The following is a 15,428-nucleotide window of genomic DNA, read 5'->3' as shown; positions in this document are numbered from 1 at the left end:
CTCAGGGACGGCCGCGCGCACCGGCAGCCTCCGGCGCGAACGCCGCCCGCTCCCGCTTTGGGGCGCCTGCCCCGGCACCTCCGGCGCCCGACCCCGGCACCGAACACCGGACCGTCAGTCCCCGCCCTGCTGGAAGGCACTCACCGTCGCCTCGGGTGCGCCCTTCGCGTCGGCGGCCACGGGGCCGTACGCCCAGGGGAAGCTGCTTGCCGCGTCGGATCCCGGCAGGCCCACGGTCAGCTTGTCGACGGGAAGGCCCGCCCCGGTCCCGCCGCGCACATAGGTGACCGTGAAGGACGCCTCCGTGCCCTCGGCCAGCGTCAGCTTCTGGCTCTGCGCCGCCTCGTCGGCGGGGACCTCGGTGTCCGTGCCGCCCGCGTTCAGCTTGACCTGCGGGAAGCCGTCCAGGGTGCACTCGTCGCCGCGCCCCGTGAGGGTGACGGTCACCGTGCCGGTGTCACCGGCGGCCGGAGCCTCGCTGACCGGGCCGACCTCGGCGCCGATGTCGCCGATCCGGCAGGCCACGACGTCCCCGCTCTTGGCGCCGCCGTCGGCACCGGAGCCGCCCGTACCGGACGGGCCGTCGTCGCCGCTTCCGCAGGCGGTGAGGAGGAGAGCGGCGGCTACGGCGGTCACACTGATCGGCAGGACGCGCATGAGGGTTCCTCTGAGGTCGTTGCTGTGCACGAGGATCATCGCGCAATCCCGCCCGCCCCGCGCGCGGACCCGAGGTCAGGTTGCCGGGCCTGGTGCAGGGGCGTGGCGCGCCCGCCCCGCGCGCGGACTTCGAGGCGGGTCCGGCCGAGCGGACGCCCCCGACCGGTCGCCTCTGGCCGCCCCACCAGCGGCCCGGCTGTCAGCCCCCGATGCCCGCCGTGGGCAGCCCGGTCGGCAGTTCGCCGCCCTCCGCGCGGGTGAACGTCTCCGTGCCGGCCTTGCCCGTCCAGGTGACCTTCAGCGTCTTCCCGGAGAGCGAGTCGACGGTGCCCGAAGCGCGGTCCGTGTTGCCGTCGTTGCACTTGAGGCGGATGGTCCGGGTGCCGGACGCGTTCTCGGCGGTGCCGTTGCACACGCTGCCGCCGGTCGTGAACACCCCGGCGTCGGTGCCGGTGATCACCAGCACCACCGCCTTCCCGCCGGTCGTGGCGAGCCAGCTGCCCTCCATCCCGTCGGCCGGCTTGCCGGAGGCCTCGCCGCCGCCCGTGCCCCCGCCTGTGTCGGCGCTCGCCGTGGCCGACGGGGACGGCGAGGCGGAGGCGTTGTCGTCGGACCGGTCGTCGGAGCCGCCGCCACCGCACGCGGTCAGCAGCAGCGCGCCCGCCAGCGCGGCGACCGCCGTCGCACCCCGTACCGGTCGTCGGGGCCGGTCCCCGGGAGAACGGCGGGACGGGCGCGGGAAGTTCACCGAGATCACTGGAGCCCCCAAGCTGTAGCCGTACGGCCGCCGCGACGGCCGATGGTCCGCAGCAAGTTACCAACCGGTTCTGTGTCTGTCTCCCGTCACACGGGCCCCGGCCCTTTCGGCCAGGACGCCGCTCCGGGCAGATCGCGAGGACGATCACCCCCACCTTGGAACAGGAACGGTGCCCCGAGCGTCTCTTCCTAGTACACGAGGGATTCGATCCGGACGATCCGGTGCGCCGGACGGTGCGCGGGATCGCGGCGGGGGCTGGAGGACGCAGGCATGTCATGCGCTCCTGGGGGCAGACGCTGGACGGATTTCGGTAAAGCGTCCGTCAAAGCTGTAACCGGAGGAACACCCCGTGTGCACGTGCATCTGCCCATGCATCTGCACGTGAACACAGCTATGATCCGGCTCAGTTGACCCATTCATTAACCGTTGCATCTTCGGCCTCATCAGCCGGTGCACCACTGGGGAGCGACCTGTGGATCACGACGTGTACGACGCACACGACGCGTCCGGCGTGTACAACGGCATCGCCGCCACGCGGCTGCACGGTGTGGCCTGGCAGAAGAGCAGGCACAGCAACTCGCAGGGTTCCTGCGTGGAGTTCGCCCGATTGCCGGGCGGCGACGTGGCCGTGCGGAACTCGCGGTTCCCCGACGGCCCGGCGCTCGTCTACACCCGGGCGGAGATCGAGGCGATGCTGCTCGGCGTCAAGGACGGCGAGTTCGACCACCTCATAGCGGGCTGACCCGGCACAGTCACGGCGGGGCGACCCGGCACAGCGGGCCGCACACCTCGCACCGGCCGGCGACGCGACGGCCGTACCGCCCGACGACGCGACGGCCGCCCGGCGACGCGACGGCCGTACTGCTCGGCGAGACGGAACCCCGTGGGCGGAACAACCGCGGCGACGCGCGTAGATCCGCAGCGCCGATAGGAGCCGCGGATCGTCAGTCGCCGCAGGGCCGCAGCCGGAACAGGGCCCATACGACCTTGCCGCTGAGTGTGCCGGCGAGCGGGTGCCAGCCCCAGCTGTCGCTGAAGGAGTCGACAAGAAAAAGCCCGCGGCCCGACTCCGCCGAGAAGTCGTCGGTCTCCCGGGCCACGGGCGACTCCTTGCTGGGGTCGCGTACCGCACACACCAGTCTTTCCGCCCACCGCATCAAGTGGAGCCGTACCGCGGGCTGCTCGGATATGCGCGCATGGTCGGACGGCAGGGCGTGCCGCAGGGCATTCGTGACCAGTTCCGACACGACGAGACCGATGTCGTCGAGACGTTCGCCGAGATCCCACTGGTCGAGAGTGCTGCGGGTGAACTGCCGGGCCTCGCGCACCGCTTCGTAGCGGGCGGGGAGGGCGCAGGAGGCGGCGTCGGACACGGCCGCGGGATCCAGCGGCGGAAGGCCCTGCCGTAACGGCTCGAGCATGGTCGATCCATTCGTCCCCATGCGAGGCACTCCCGGAGATTCGCGGTCGGTGCGATGCGGCGGTGGCGCGGGACCATGGTTTCGGATGCGCACAACAGATGCAAGGGCAGATGCACGTGCACGTGGCCGAATTGGACCCTCCCGTACCGCTTCTTGTCCATATTTTCCGCCACCTTCTCGCGCAACTCCCGCCATCCGTTGACCCGTTCACGACCCTGCCGCCGTCCGGACCGGGACCGATGCGGAAACGGACCCTTCGACTTCTTTCCGTCTCTGTAATCGCGCGAGTACAGCTCGAAGTGTTTTAGTGGCAGACTTCGGGCCCTGAAGACGGTTGGGGAGGCAGGCGAACGTGAGCGCGGGAGAGCCCGGATCGGTGGTGCGACGCATGCTGCTCGGCTCGCAACTCAGGCGACTGCGCGAGGCGCGCGGGATCACCCGCGAGGCGGCGGGCTACTCCATCCGTGCCTCCGAGTCGAAGATCAGCCGGATGGAGCTGGGCCGGGTGAGCTTCAAGACGAGGGATGTGGAGGACTTGCTGACGCTGTACGGCATCACGGACGAGCAGGAGCGCAACGCCCTCGTCGCCCTGGCCCGCGAGGCCAACGTCGCCGGCTGGTGGCACAGCTACTCCGACGTACTGCCCAACTGGTTCCCCACCTATGTGGGCCTGGAGGGCGCCGCGTCCCTCATCCGTGTCTACGAGGTGCAGTTCGTGCACGGGCTGCTACAGACCGAGGCGTACGCCCGCGCTGTCGTCCGGCGCGGCATGAAGGGCGCGAGCGAGGAGGACGTGGAGAAGCGCGTCGCGCTGCGCCTTGAGCGGCAGAAGTATCTCGTCGCGGAGAACGCGCCCGAGTTCCACATCGTGCTCGACGAGGCCGCCCTGCGCCGCCCCTACGGCGACCGGGACGTGATGCGCGAGCAGTTGCAGCATCTGATCGACATGTCCGAGCGGCCCAATGTGCGCCTCCAGGTCATGCCGTTCAGCTTCGGCGGCCACTCCGGCGAGTCCGGAGCCTTCACCATCCTCAGCTTCCCCGAGTCCGACCTGTCGGACGTGGTGTTCCTCGAACAGCTCACCAGCGCCCTCTACCTCGACAAGCATGAGGACGTACTGCAGTACGAGCAGGCCCTGAAGGAACTCCAGCAGGACAGCCCCGGTCCGGCCGAGAGCCGCGACCTGCTGCGCGGACTGCTCCAGCTGTCGTAGCTGATCGCCGACAGCCGACAGCCGACAGCCGATCACCGGCAGTCGGTCACCGATGACCGATGGCCGATGGCCGATGGTCGAGCACCGGCAGGCGATCGCCGGCAGTCAGTCGGTCACCGATCACCGCACCGGCTGCCGATTGTGCCCGCGCCGCGTGGGAACCAAGGGTGGCTGTGAGCGTTCCCCATGTGTTCACCATGGGTTTCTGAAGCCCCTTCAACTCGCGTAAATCGCCGTTACGATGACGAGTGATCAGGCTGATCGGAGACGCCACCGGATTTGAGGGATCGCATGTCGTCGTCCTGCTTCACCGACCTGGCTCAGCAGTACATCGACGGTGAATGGCGTCCGGGTACCGGCTCCTGGGACATCATCGACTTCAATCCGTACGACGGCGCCAAACTGGCGTCGATCCCGATAGCCACGGTCGACGAGATCGACCAGGCCTATCGTGCCGCCGCCCGCGCCCAGCGGGCCTGGGCCGCGACCAACCCCTACAGCCAGCGGGCCGTGTTCGAGCGGGTGCTGCGGCTCGTGGAGGAACGCGAGGCGGACATCACCGAGGTGATCACCGCCGAGCTGGGCGGGACAAGACTCAAGGCCGCCTTCGAGATCGGTCTGGCCAAGGAGTTCCTGCGGGACGCCGCCCAGCTCACTCTGCGTGCCGAGGGCCGCATCCTGCCGTCCCCGGTCGCAGGCAAGGAGAACCGCCTCTACCGCGTCCCCGTCGGCGTGGTCGGTGTGATCAGCCCGTTCAACTTCCCGTTCCTGCTGTCGCTCAAGCCGGTCGCCGCCGCCCTCGCCCTCGGCAACGCCGTCGTGCTCAAGCCGCACCAGGACACCCCGATCGCCGGCGGCACCCTGATCGCCAAGCTGTTCGAGGACGCGGGGCTGCCGCCCGGTCTGCTCAACGTCGTCCTCACCGACATCGCGGAGATCGGTGACGCGTTCCTGGAGCACCCCGTGCCCAGGGTCATCTCCTTCACCGGCTCCGACAAGATCGGCCGGCACATCGCCACCGTGTGCGGCGCCCAGCTCAAGCGCACCGTCCTGGAACTGGGCGGCAACAGCGCGCTTGTCGTCCTCGACGACGCCGACCTCGACTACGCCGTCGACGCGGCCGTGTTCAGCCGGTACGCCGACCAGGGCCAGGTCTGCATGGCCGCCAACCGCGTCCTGGTGGACCGCTCCGTCGCCCCGGAGTTCACCGCCAAGTTCGTCGCCAAGGTCCGTACGCTCAAGACCGGCGACCCGCGCGACCCGCAGACCCTGATCGGCCCGGTCATCAACGCCCTCCAGGCCAACGAGATCACGGCCACCGTCGAACAGGCCGAGGCGGAGGGCGCCACCGTCCTGGTCCGCGGGGAGACCAGCGACAATCTGGTCGGCCCCAGCGTCCTCACCGACGTCCCGGCCGGCTCCTCCCTGCTGCACAAGGAGATCTTCGGCCCCGTCGCCCTCCTCATCACCTTCGACGGCGAGGAGGAGGCCGTCCGCATCGTCAACGACAGCCCGTACGGCCTCAGCGGCGCCGTCCACACCGCCGACGTCGAACGCGGCGTCGCCTTCGCCAAGCGCATCGACACCGGCATGTTCCATGTGAACGACGGCACCATCCACGACGAGCCGCTGGTGCCGTTCGGCGGCGAGAAGAACTCCGGCATCGGCCGTCTGGGCGGCGAGTCCACCCTGGACGCCTTCACTACCCTGAAGTGGATCTCCGTGCAGCACGGGCGCAGCGCGTTCCCCTTCTGAGGGCGGCCTGCCCGCAAGAGTCCGAAAGAGCACGGAAGAGCCCGGAAGAGCCTGAAAGAGTCCTGGGCCCGGCGCATGCGAGGCGGGACCGGCCAACCCCGGAAACGTCCGAAAAACGGCCCCGCTTACGCTGTGCCCCATGTCTGTGATCCGACTCCTGGTGCTGGGGGCCGTCCGCCAGCACGGGCGCGCCCATGGCTACCAGGTGCGCAACGACCTGGAGTACTGGGGCGCGCACGAGTGGTCCCACGCCAAGCCCGGATCGATCTACCACGCGCTGAAACAGATGGCCCGGCAGGGCCTGCTGCGCGCGCACGAGATGGCCCCCTCCACGGCCGGCGGACCACCCCGCGTCGAGTACGAGGTCACCGACGCTGGGGGCGAGGAGTATCTGCGCCTCCTGCGCGAGGCGCTCGTCGTGCCCGACCGCGGCGTGGACGTGCTGTCGGCGGCGATCGGCTTCATGGTCGACCTGGAACGCGCCGAGGTGGTCGGGCTGCTGCGGGAACGGCTGCGCCGGCTCGCCGTCTGGCGCGAGTCCGTCACCGACCACTACATCCCCGAGGGCGGCACCGAGAAGCTCGGCCACCTCGGCGAGGTCATGAACATGTGGCTCCACACGGCCGACAGCCAGGCCGCCTGGACCCGCGGCCTCATCGACCGTGTCGAGGGCGGCGCCTACACCTTCGCCGGTGAGGGCGCGCCCTTCGTCGCCGTCCTCCCCGACGGCCGGGAGAACCCTTACGCGACCGGGGAGCACTACCCCGGCGACGACCTCTGAGGCCCGCCCCACAGCCGTACCGTCTTCGCGCCGGCCCCTCGACGGTCCCCGGTGGTCCCCGGTGGTTCTCGGTGGTCCCCTGCGGTTCGCGGCGGTCTTCGGCGGCCCCCTGCGGTTCTCGGTGGTCCCCGGCGGTCCCCTGCGGTCCCCGGTGGTTCTCGGCTGCCCCCGATGGTCCCCGGCGTCCTCAGTGGTGGAACCCCGTCGCCGCCGCCCGGTCCTGGGTCTGCGGATGCGGCTGCCGCCGCAGTTCGGGCAGCAGCCGCGTCAGGTCCTCCACGAACAGGTCGGCCAGATCGGCGGAGAACCCGTTGCGGCACACCACCCGCAGCACCGACAGATCCTCACGGTTCGCCGGGAAGGTGTACGCCGGCACCAGCCAGCCCTGCTCCCGCAGCCGCCGGGAGACATCGAAGACGTCGTACGCCGTCACGTCGTCCGCCGTGGTGAACGCGAACACCGGCAGCTCGTCGCCCCGCGTCAGCAGCCGGAAGTCACCCAGCGCCGCCACCCGCTCCGCGAGCGAACGGGCCACGTCCCGCGTGGACTGCTGAACCGCCCGGTAACCGGCGCGGCCCAGCCGCAGGAACGTGTAGTACTGCGCGACGACCTGTGCCCCCGGCCGGGAGAAGTTCAGCGCGAACGTCGGCATGTCGCCGCCCAGATAGTTCACGCGGAACACCAGCTCCTCCGGCAGCGCCTCCGCGTCCCGCCACAGCGCCCAGCCGACCCCCGGATACACCAGCCCGTACTTGTGCCCGGACGTGTTGATCGACGCCACACGCGGCAGCCGGAAGTCCCACACCACGTCCTCGTCGAGGAAGGGCGCGATCATCGCGCCGGACGCCCCGTCGACATGCACCGGGACGTCCATGCCGGTGCGCTCCTGGAGCGCGTCCAGCGCCGCGCACAGCTCGGCGATCGGCTCGTACGAGCCGTCGAAGGTGGAGCCGAGGACACCGACGACGCCGATGGTGTTCTCGTCGCACAGCTCGGCCGCCGCCTGCGGGTCGAGATGGAACCGTTCGCCCTCCATCGGCACCAGCCGCGCCTCCACCTCCCAGAAGTTGCAGAACTTCTCCCAGCAGACCTGGACGTTGATCCCCATCACGAGATTGGGCCGCGCCCCCGGGTACCGGTCGGCGTTCCGTCGCGCCCAGCGCCGCTTCAGCGCCATCCCGGCGAGCATGCAGGCCTCGCTCGACCCGGTCGTGGAGCAGCCGACGGCCGCGCTCGGGTCGGGTGCGTTCCACAGGTCGGCGAGCATCGCCACACAGCGCCGCTCCAGCTCGGCCGTGCGCGGGTACTCGTCCTTGTCGATCATGTTCTTGTCGCGGCACTCGGCCATGAGGACACCGGCCTGGGGTTCCATCCAGGTGGTGACGAACGTGGCGAGGTTCAGCCGCGCGTTCCCGTCCAGCATCAGCTCGTCCCGCACCAGCTGGTGCGCGGTCGACGGCGGCATGGGCGAGTCGGGCAGCCGGTGCTTGGGCGGCGCCTCGGTCATGCCGACCGCCGGGTTCGCCTCCCCGTAGAACGGGTTGATCGCGACAGGGCGCTCGTCGGGCGCGCCCGGACCTCGGTGCAGAGCCATGGGCCTACTCCCGGACCAGGACCACGGCGGTGCCGTAGGCGCACACCTCGGTGCCGACGTCCGCCGCCTCGGTGACATCGAAACGGAACATCAGCACGCCGTTGGCGCCGCGCGCGCGTGCCTGCTCGACCAGACGCTCCATCGCCTGGTTGCGGGTCTGCACGAGTGTCTTGGTGAGCCCCTTCAGCTCACCACCGATCATCGACTTCAGCCCGGCGCCGATCTGGCTGCCCAGGTGCCGTGAACGCACCGTCAGTCCGAACACCTCACCGAGCACCTGCTGGACGCGGTAGCCCGGCACGTCGTTCGTGGTGACCACGAGCACGTCGGGCTGCGGCCCCTGGCCGCCACCGAAGTCGTCAAGGCTCATGGATCACAGCTTTGCCCCAACGCGGCCACGGTGCATCCTGAGGGCACCCATGGAACCTGGGGCGGCACCGCCACGTTGATACGTTTGGGCAGCCAGTCCCGCCCGTCTCCCACCCGCAGGAGCCACGATCCCGTGACCACGCTTGCGCTCGGCCCCGAGTGGCTCAGCCCGGACTATCTGATCAGGACTTTCAGCCTGCCCGGCATTCTGCTGATCGTCTTCGCCGAGTCCGGACTCTTCGCCTTCCTGCCCGGCGACTCCCTGCTGTTCACCGCGGGCCTGTTCGTGGCCGAGGGGAACTACATCAGCCAGCCGCTGTGGCTGGTGTGCACGCTGATCGTGCTGGCGGCCGTCATCGGCGACCAGGTGGGGTACACGATCGGCAAGTTCTTCGGGCCGAGGTTGTTCAACAGACCGAACTCCAAGCTTTTCAAACAGGAGAACCTGGAGAAGGCGCACGAGTTCATGGAGAGGTACGGGCCCAAGGCGATCGTCCTCGCCCGCTTCGTGCCCATCGTGCGCACCTTCGGCCCGATCGTCGCGGGCGCCGGCCGGATGAAGTACCGCACCTTCCTGACGTACAACATCATCGGCGGCGCGGCCTGGGGCACGGGTGTCACCCTCGCCGGCTACTGGCTCGGCCAGATCACGGTCATCAAGACCAACATCGAGGCGATCCTCGTACTGGTCGTCCTGATCTCCGTCGTGCCGATCGCCATCGAGTACCTGCGCGAGCGCGCCAAGAAGAAGCGCGCCCCGCAGCAGCTCCAGGACCAGGACCCGCAGGCCGCGACGGCGCACCCGCCGGTCATGGACGACGCGACGACCCAGCTGCGCCGCATCGACGACGCCCCGCAGCAGCCCCAGGCCTACGGCCGGCCGCAGCAGCCCCGTCAGCCCCAGCAGCAGTACCCGCAGCCGCAGCAGCCCCGGCAGGGGTACGGCCAGAACCAGGGCGGCTACGACCGGAACGGCTACGGCAACGGTTACGAGGGCGGGTACGACAACGGCCACGGCAACGGTTACGAGGGCGGGTACGGCAACGGCCACGACCAGTACGCCGACACGAACCACGGCCACCAGCAGCCGTACTACCCGCAGCCGCAGCCGCAGCAGCCCCAGCCCTACGGGGGCCAGTACCCGTACGACCAGGGCGGGCGGTGACGCCGCGCCCGTGACGGCACGGCCGTGACCTCTCACGCGCCTGACAGCCCCCGGCCCGCCGGACCTGCCCGTCCGGCGGGCCTGCGCCACAGCTTCTAGAACCCCCGCGTCCGCTTCGCCGCCCGGCGTTTCTCCGCCGAGCCGACCCGCAGGAACAGCCGGGAGATCTCCGACCCGAGGTGCACGCCGATCGCGATGGCCATGGCCAGCGCCGCGGCCTTGGTGAGCGACACGAGCCCCTTGTCCAGCTCGTTCTGCGTGATGGCCAGCAGCCCGAAATACGTCGGCGAGCCCGGCAGCAGCGGCCCGATCGCCGCGGTCGTGTACGGCAGCGCGGACGCGAACCGGTAGCGCGACAGCAGCTGCCCGAACAGCCCCACCAGCCCCGCCGCCGCGGCCGTGGAGGCGACCGGCGACAGATCAGCGGCGTAGCGCATCGCCCCGTACACCGACCAGGCGACACCGCCGTTCAGCGTCACGGCCAGCACGGTGGAGCGTTCCTGCTGGAGCAGCACCGCGAACGTCAGCGACAGCAGCATCGACGCGCCGATCTGCCACAGCGGGCGCTCCGTGATGCCCAGCGCCGCGTCGGGGTTGAGGTGCGCCCCCAGCTGCACCCCCAGATAGAGCACCACGAGCACGCCGATGACGATGCCGACGAAGAAGTACAGCACCTCCAGCAGACGCGCCGACGCCGTGATGTAGAAGCCGGTCAGCCCGTCCTGCACGCCCGCGACCAGCGCCCGCCCCGGCAGCAGCGCGAACAGCCCACCGGTGATCACCGCGGACGCCTTCACGTCGACGTGCGCCAGCGTCAGCGCGACCCCGATCGCGGCGGGCGGCATCGCCGCCGCCATGAACTGGTAGAACTCCGGCAGCCCGCGCCCCGCGCACAGCCACGCCAGCCGGTCGCCGAGCATCGCGCCGAGCGCCGCCGCGAAGAACACGGTGACATCACCGCCGACCAGCACGGACGCCGCGGCGGCGAGCAGTCCGCTGGCCGCGGTCAGCACCCAGCCCGGATACGGGTGGCGGTTGCGGCGGATCTCCGCGAGCCGCCGGTAGGCCTCCTCCAGCGACACATGCGTCTCGGGGTCACTGAGATCGTCCACGAGCCGGAACACGGCCGCCAGCCGCGTGTAGTCGGTGCCGCGCCGCCGTACCGTCCGGGACGCCGTGACCGGGTCCTCCACCAGCGACGGCTGGTAGGAGATCGCCAGCAGGGTGAAGGTGACGTTGGGTTCGCAGCGGTCCAGCCCGTAGGCGCGGCACACGGCGAACATCGCCGCCTCCACGTCCTCGGCGCCCTCGCCGCCCGCGAGCAGCAGCTCGCCGATACGCAGCGTCAGGTCGAGCACGCGTGGCACGGCGGGGCCGCCCTCCTCGCCCCGCTGCACCGGCTCGGGCGCCGGACGTTCGGCGACCGGCATGCGCAGCATCGTGCGCATCCGGTCCTGCCAGGGCACGTCCTTGGTGAGGCTGACGGCGGGCAGCCCGGAGGCGGGCGTGAACGCGGGAGGCGGGCTCTGGACGCTGTAGGTGCTCGGCGGGCTGAACGCCGACCCCTCCGCCTCGCCCGCGGGCGGCTGCGGCACGTGCAGCCCCTCCGGGACGGCGAACTCGGAGGTGGTCTCGGGCTCTCCGGCCGTCTTCGGCACGGCGAGCCCTTCGGGGACGGCGAACTCCGACGTGGTCTCCGCGTCCCCGGCCGTCTTCGGCACGGCGAGCCCTTCGGGGACGGCGAACTCCGACGTGATCTCCGGGTCGTAGCTGCTCCGCACCTCGTCGGACTGCGGCTTGCGGTCCTCCGCCTCCGTCACTTCCGCAGCACTCCCTCTACGACGCCTGCGCCCTGCCTCAGTATGCGCACAGACCTCGTTACCCACCTGCCCCCGGACATGCGGACGGGCCGCACGCGCACGCGTACGGCCCGCTCGCTCCGCCCAGGGGCGGACGGGACGCAGGAGACCTCAGTGGCCGCCCTGCTCCTTGAAACGCTTGTACGACCGCTCGATCTCGGCCTCGGCGTCGACACGGCCCACCCAGTTGGCGCCCTCGACGGACTTGCCGGGCTCCAGGTCCTTGTACACCTCGAAGAAGTGCTGGATCTCCAGGCGGTCGAACTCGGAGACGTGGTGGATGTCGCGCAGGTGCTCGACACGCGGGTCCGTCGCCGGCACGCACAGCAGCTTGTCGTCGCCGCCCGCCTCGTCGGTCATGCGGAACATGCCGATCGCGCGGCAGCGGATCAGGCAGCCCGGGAAGGTGGGCTCGTCCAGGATGACCAGCGCGTCGAGCGGGTCGCCGTCCTCGCCGAGGGTGTTCTCGACGAAGCCGTAGTCGGTCGGGTAGGCGGTCGAGGTGAAGAGTCGACGGTCCAGGCGGATCCGGCCGGTCTCGTGGTCCACCTCGTACTTGTTCCGCGAACCCTTCGGGATCTCGATCGTGACGTCGAACTCCACCGGTGGCTCCTCCATGATCAGCACATACTTCGGGTGATTAAGTGTCCCTCACGCAGGTGTGTGATCGCGAAAGGGGCTGGTGGTCGTGCCAGAACTGAGGCCTTGGCGGGTCGCGGGACCGCACGTGGCGCGGATCGCCGCCGCCGTACGGCCGCGTCTCGCCCGCGTCGCGACGGTGGCCCGGCCGCGGGTCGCACGGCTCGCGCAGGCCGTGAAACCGCAGCTCAGGCGGGTGACGCGGCCGGACACCAGCAAGACCTGGCAGTACACCGCGGGTGCCGCCACCGCCGGGCTGGCACTGGCCGCCGGAGTGGTGTCCGCCGCGGGTCCCTGGGACGCCACGGGTCAGCGTACGGCCGAGCGGCAGTGGGCCGCCGCCCAGCAGCGCACGGGTGGCGCAGATCACGGCCGTACCCCCGGAAAAACGACCGCGAGCCCCCGGCCCGCACCCAGCGCGCCCCCCGTCCTCACCGGACTCGGCGGCGCCACCACCGCCGTCCAGGCCGGCCCCAAGGCCCCCGACCTGCCCAGCGCCAAGGCCCTCGCCCGCCTCCTCGGACCTCTGCTGGAGGACCCCGCCCTCGGCGCCCGGCACACCGCCTCCGTCGTCGACGTCGCCACCGGAACCCGCCTGTACGGCGCCGGCGCCGGGCAGGCGCTCGTCCCCGCCTCCACCACCAAGATCGCCACCGCTGTCGCCGCGCTGTCCGCGCTCGGCGCCGACCACCGCTTCACCACCCGCGCCGCCCTGGAGGCCGACACCGGCGAACTCGTCCTCGTCGGCGGCGGCGACCCCACCCTCACCGCACGCCAGGACACCACGGGCGCCGCAGATCTGCGCGACCTCGCCGCGGACACCGCCGCCGCCCTGCACAAACGCGGCATCCGCCAGGTCACCCTGTCGTACGACACGACGCTCTTCACCGGACCGCGGATTCACCCCATCGGGGTCAACCCCAACATCGCCCTCGTCACCGCCCTCACCGCCGACGAGGGCCGCACCGACGGCTCCGCCAGCGGCCCGGCGCCCCGCGTCGCGGACCCGGCGGCCGACGCCACCGCCAAGTTCGCCGGCTTCCTCGCCGCACACGGCATCAAGACCAGCCCGCCCGGCCCCTCCAAGGCCACCGGCCGCGCCCAGACCCTCGCCACCGTCTCCTCACCGCCGCTGTCCGCCGTCGTCGAACGCATGCTCACCAACAGCGACAACGACATCGCCGAGACCCTGGCCCGCCACACCGCCGTCGCCACCGGCGAACGCGCCGACTTCACCGGCGGCGGACGCGCCGTCGCCGCCCAGCTGAAGAAGCTCGGCCTTCGCCTCGATGGCGCCGTCTTCCACGACGGCAGCGGCCTCGACCGCACCGACCGGCTCACCGCCGACCTGCTCACCGACCTGCTCGCCCTCGCCGGCGACCCCTCACGGCCCGAACTCCGCCCCGTCCTCACCGGCCTCCCCGTGGCCGGTTTCACCGGCACCCTGACCAGCCGTTACGGCGACGGCGCCGCCGGTGTCGTACGCGCCAAGACCGGCACCCTCACCGGCGTGAACACCCTCGCCGGAACCGTCGTCGACCAGGACGGCCGGCTCCTCGCCTTCGCCTTCCTGTCGTCGGGGACGACCGACCCGACAGCCGCCCAGAAGGCCCTCGACAGGGCCGCCACCACCCTCGCGGGCTGCGGCTGCCGCTGACCGGGACGGCCCCGCTGCCCACGGCCGGGCCGGCGGCGCCCACCGCACACCCCGCGCACCCCGTACGGGCCGCCCGGAGCGCCCGTGCGGCCCGACGCCCGGCGCACCCGGCACCGGCCGCCCGCAGCCGTACGACCGGGGCCGCGGAAGCCCGCGCGCCCCGCCCCCGCCGCGCAGCCCTGCCCCCGCGGCCGGTGCTCACGTACCGTTGACGCATGACGAGCATCGGTGGAGCCGAGATGGTCGACTGGAATCTCGCGGTGGCGACCGCGACCCGGCTCGTGCGGCCGGGCCCCGAGGTGAGCCGCGACGAGGCCCGGGCCGTCGTCGCGGAGCTGCGCCGGCACGCGAAAGCCTCGGAGGAGCACGTCCGGGGCTTCACTCGTATGGGCACCGACATCGAACACGACACCCCGGTCCTCGTCGTCGACCGCCCCGGCTGGGTGCGCGCCAACGTCGCCGGATTCCGGGAACTGCTCAAACCCCTGCTGGAGAAGATGCAGGACCGCCGCGGTACCAGCACCAGCAGCGCCGTCTTCGGCGCCGTCGGCGGCAAGGTGACCGGCGTCGAACTCGGCATGCTGCTGTCGTTCCTGGCCTCCCGCGTCCTCGGCCAGTACGAGACGTTCGCGCCCGCCACCCGCGACCTGCCCGCCGGCGAGAACGGCGGCGGACGGCTGCTGCTGGTCGCCCCGAACATCGTCCACGTCGAGCGCGAACTCGACGTCCAGCCCCACGACTTCCGCCTGTGGGTGTGCCTGCACGAGGAGACCCATCGCACCCAGTTCTCCGCGGTGCCCTGGCTGCGCGACCACCTCGAGGGCGAGATCCAGTCATTCCTCGCGGAGACCGACGTCGACCCGATGACCGTGCTGGAACGCATCCGGGAAGCCGCCCAGACCCTGGCCGGCGGCCGGCCCGAGGGCGAGGAGGACGACGGCGGCCGGTCCCTCGTCGAACTGGTGCAGACCCCCACCCAGCGCGAGATCCTCGGCCGCCTCACCGCCGTCATGTCCCTCCTCGAAGGCCACGCCGACTTCGTCATGGACGGCGTCGGCCCCGAGGTCGTACCGACCGTCGCCGAGATCCGCGAGAAGTTCCAGCAGCGCCGCGCCAAGGGCGCCTCCCGCCTCGACCTCGCCCTGCGCAAACTCCTCGGCCTCGACGCCAAACTGAGGCAGTACCGCGACGGCGAACGCTTCGTACGGGCCGTCGTCGGCGAGGTCGGCATGGACGGCTTCAACCGGGTGTGGACCTCCCCCAACACCCTCCCCACCAAAGCGGAGATCGCCAAACCCGCGGACTGGGTCGCCCGGGTGCACCGCAAACCCGAACAGTGAACCCGGCGGCGACCGTCGTGAAACACATTCGGCCGACGGCAGGCGAACGCCCCTCCAATCACCCGTCCGAGGGACCGTGAGCCGTGGACAGGCGTGCAATGCTCAGGGAACCGCCCGTTTCTGTCACCATCGACACACTCTGAGTGACCGACACGGGCTCACCCCCCGAAAAAACTTCATGAAGGGAACCGGACATGGGTCCCCATCCTGCGGTCGCGGCG

At 71.1% G+C, this 15,428-nt stretch carries 14 protein-coding genes; 7 read left to right on the top strand and 7 right to left on the bottom strand.

Annotated features, from left to right (window positions below; genetic code table 11):
- Positions 1-114: 114 nt before the first annotated feature.
- Together MTQ10_RS02775 and MTQ10_RS02770 are read right to left on the bottom strand one after the other, a co-directional pair.
- Positions 115-696, bottom strand: coding sequence for a DUF4232 domain-containing protein (locus MTQ10_RS02775; RefSeq protein ID WP_374117554.1), 582 nt, complete (start codon positions 694-696; stop codon positions 115-117).
- A gap of 160 nt (positions 697-856) precedes the next feature.
- Positions 857-1,405 (bottom strand): hypothetical protein, encoded by a 549-nt coding sequence (locus MTQ10_RS02770; RefSeq protein ID WP_247461810.1) that lies wholly within the window; start codon positions 1,403-1,405, stop codon positions 857-859.
- A 481-nt stretch (positions 1,406-1,886) separates the two neighbouring features.
- On the opposite strand from MTQ10_RS02770, the gene MTQ10_RS02765 reads away from it, so the two are divergent.
- Positions 1,887-2,156: a DUF397 domain-containing protein gene (locus MTQ10_RS02765; protein WP_110629541.1), complete on the top strand. Its 270-nt coding sequence runs from the start codon at positions 1,887-1,889 to the stop codon at positions 2,154-2,156.
- Positions 2,157-2,358: 202 nt separating this feature from the next.
- On the opposite strand, the gene MTQ10_RS02760 is transcribed toward MTQ10_RS02765, so the two are convergent.
- Positions 2,359-2,856: an ATP-binding protein gene (locus MTQ10_RS02760; RefSeq protein ID WP_247461808.1), complete on the bottom strand. Its 498-nt coding sequence runs from the start codon at positions 2,854-2,856 to the stop codon at positions 2,359-2,361.
- 367 nt (positions 2,857-3,223) lie between these two features.
- On the opposite strand from MTQ10_RS02760, the gene MTQ10_RS02755 reads away from it, so the two are divergent.
- The 3 genes from MTQ10_RS02755 (at position 3,224) to MTQ10_RS02745 (ending at position 6,584) form a co-directional block, all read left to right on the top strand.
- A complete protein-coding gene (locus MTQ10_RS02755; RefSeq protein ID WP_247461844.1) occupies positions 3,224-4,048 on the top strand; it encodes a helix-turn-helix domain-containing protein in 825 nt (274 codons plus the stop codon).
- A 291-nt stretch (positions 4,049-4,339) separates the two neighbouring features.
- Entirely contained in the window at positions 4,340-5,803 is a 1,464-nt protein-coding gene (locus tag MTQ10_RS02750; protein ID WP_247461806.1) for an aldehyde dehydrogenase family protein, read from the top strand.
- A gap of 139 nt (positions 5,804-5,942) precedes the next feature.
- Positions 5,943-6,584 carry a PadR family transcriptional regulator gene (locus tag MTQ10_RS02745; protein WP_247461804.1) on the top strand — a complete coding sequence of 214 codons (642 nt, stop codon included), beginning with the start codon at positions 5,943-5,945 and terminating at the stop codon, positions 6,582-6,584.
- A gap of 187 nt (positions 6,585-6,771) precedes the next feature.
- Here MTQ10_RS02745 and MTQ10_RS02740 read toward each other — a convergent pair whose 3' ends face one another.
- Complete coding sequence (locus MTQ10_RS02740; protein WP_247461802.1) at positions 6,772-8,178, bottom strand: glutamate decarboxylase; 1,407 nt, start codon at positions 8,176-8,178, stop codon at positions 6,772-6,774.
- Positions 8,179-8,182: 4 nt separating this feature from the next.
- Positions 8,183-8,548 (bottom strand): YbjQ family protein, encoded by a 366-nt coding sequence (locus tag MTQ10_RS02735; RefSeq protein WP_247461800.1) that lies wholly within the window; start codon positions 8,546-8,548, stop codon positions 8,183-8,185.
- Positions 8,549-8,680: 132 nt separating this feature from the next.
- Between MTQ10_RS02735 and MTQ10_RS02730 the strand changes: the two genes are divergently transcribed.
- Positions 8,681-9,712 carry a DedA family protein gene (locus MTQ10_RS02730; protein WP_247461798.1) on the top strand — a complete coding sequence of 344 codons (1,032 nt, stop codon included), beginning with the start codon at positions 8,681-8,683 and terminating at the stop codon, positions 9,710-9,712.
- 95 nt (positions 9,713-9,807) lie between these two features.
- Here the strand turns inward: MTQ10_RS02730 and MTQ10_RS02725 are convergent, their stop codons facing one another.
- Both MTQ10_RS02725 and MTQ10_RS02720 read right to left on the bottom strand, forming a co-directional pair.
- On the bottom strand, positions 9,808-11,532 hold the full coding sequence (locus MTQ10_RS02725; RefSeq protein ID WP_247461795.1) for a threonine/serine ThrE exporter family protein: 1,725 nt from the start codon (positions 11,530-11,532) through the stop codon (positions 9,808-9,810).
- A 150-nt stretch (positions 11,533-11,682) separates the two neighbouring features.
- On the bottom strand, positions 11,683-12,174 hold the full coding sequence (locus MTQ10_RS02720) for an inorganic diphosphatase (protein WP_247461842.1): 492 nt from the start codon (positions 12,172-12,174) through the stop codon (positions 11,683-11,685).
- A 79-nt stretch (positions 12,175-12,253) separates the two neighbouring features.
- Here MTQ10_RS02720 and dacB point away from each other — a divergent pair, with 79 nt between their 5' ends.
- A complete protein-coding gene (gene dacB, locus MTQ10_RS02715; RefSeq protein WP_247461793.1) occupies positions 12,254-13,867 on the top strand; it encodes a D-alanyl-D-alanine carboxypeptidase/D-alanyl-D-alanine endopeptidase in 1,614 nt (537 codons plus the stop codon).
- A 215-nt stretch (positions 13,868-14,082) separates the two neighbouring features.
- Positions 14,083-15,207 (top strand): zinc-dependent metalloprotease, encoded by a 1,125-nt coding sequence (locus MTQ10_RS02710; RefSeq protein WP_247461791.1) that lies wholly within the window; start codon positions 14,083-14,085, stop codon positions 15,205-15,207.
- Positions 15,208-15,428: the final 221 nt, after the last annotated feature.

This window comes from Streptomyces sp. XM83C (assembly GCF_023072675.1).
Classification (GTDB): domain Bacteria; phylum Actinomycetota; class Actinomycetes; order Streptomycetales; family Streptomycetaceae; genus Streptomyces; species Streptomyces thermocoprophilus.
Note: the sequence above shows the minus strand (reverse complement) of the source record. Positions and strands in the feature narration are given on the sequence as shown.